Here is a 1,513-nt window from a genome sequence, read left to right as displayed (position 1 = left end):
GTCAGCGTCTGGGGCGGCAGGGCGCCGCTGGTCACCACGATCGGCAGGTTGCTGCCGCCGCCGCTGGGTACCGTCAGGCCCGTCACGCTGGTGCCGCCGGTGATGATCGCAGTACCCGGGCACACCACGCCGCCGATCGTCACCGTAAACGGCGTCATGAAGCCCGAGCCCGCAATCGTGATCGCCGTGCCGCCCGCGGGCAGGTCACCCAGCGGGCTGAAGCTGGTCACCGCAAACTCGATCGCGCCAAGGCTCTGGCTGTTCGGGTTGGGTGTGCCCAGCAGCACCGTCACGCCGCCGGTCACGCTTACCGCGCCCGTGCTGGTTACACCCAGCGTCCAGGTCTCGGGCGTGGCGGCCACGCCCATGCCCGCGGTGTTGCTCAGCGCGATCCGCACCCACAGGTCGGCGCTCGTGCTGTTGGTGACCGTAAAGCCGGTAAAGGTCGCATTGACCGTCGCGCCGCCCACGCCGCTGTACAGCTGCGTGTCGCTGGCGGCGTTGAAGCTGCCGTCGCCGTCATCGCGCCATACCTCGACAGCGGTCACGTCGGTGGCCCAGTCGCCGGTGCCGCCGGTGGTGATCGCGATGCTGTTCACGCTCACGTCCGCGTTGGCAGCCGTCAGCCGCCAGCGCGAGACCGTGTACGTGGCCGCGCTGCCGCCGCGGTGCAGCGGCGGAGCTGTCACAGCCGGGCCGTTGGCCACCGTGATGGCCGCCGCGTTGATGATCAGCGCCGTGCTGGCGCCGGTGGGCAGGCCGATCACCGTGCCGCCCGTGGGCGGGGTGGTGTTGGCGCTTTGCAGGTTGGCGTTGAAGGTCTGGCCCGCCGTGGCTGTGCCGTTCAGCTTGCCGACCAGGTAGAAGCGCCGCGAGGTGCCCGCGGCCATGGCCGGGTTGGTCAGGGTCATGGTCACGGTGTTGGCCACAAAGTTGCCGGTGGGTGCAGCCAGCGTGTCGGTGCCTGCGCCGTCCCATGTGCCGTTGCCGTTGTCCTGGTACAGGGCGATTTCAGAGTACGCGGTGTTGTGGCTGCCGGTACCTGATGCGTTGAAGGTCAGGCTGGTGACGGTCCATGCGCCGCCGGGTGCGGCGGCCAGCGTCACATCCAGCAGCAATGCGCCGTCGTTGGTGGGCCCCTGGTAGTTGCTGTCCACCGAGGCTGCCCCGCTGGGGCCGTTGAAGGTCACAGCCAGCACGTTGGCGCTGACCACCAGGCCGGGTGTGCCGGTGACAGCCGGAACCGGCAGGCCGCTTGGCGTGCCGCCATGGGTGCCGTTGCCTGCAGCGGACACATAGCACTGGAAGGTTTCGTTGTCGGAGGCGTTGGCGTTGAGGTTGTAGATCACAAAGAAGCGGCGGGTGTCGCCGGCGGTGAAATTGGCGTGGCTGGCCATGCTGAACTGCACGGTGCCGTTGTCGGCGCTGAATGTGCCGGAAGCGACCTGGGTGTCGGTGCCGGGCTCAAAGGTGCCGTTGGCGTTGCTGTCATGCCAGAGCTGCACGGCGGTCA

Annotated in this window: 1 protein-coding gene; it reads right to left on the bottom strand. The window is 68.7% G+C overall.

The window, feature by feature from the left end:
- Positions 1–1,513, bottom strand: a 1,513-nt coding sequence (locus KIT10_16300; GenBank protein MCW5900820.1) for a hypothetical protein, incomplete at both ends; no start/stop codon positions are given.

The sequence above is a fragment of the Flavobacteriales bacterium genome (assembly GCA_026129465.1).
Classification (GTDB): domain Bacteria; phylum Bacteroidota; class Bacteroidia; order Flavobacteriales_F; family PHOS-HE28; genus PHOS-HE28.
This window is presented reverse-complemented; position numbering and strand designations above follow the sequence as displayed.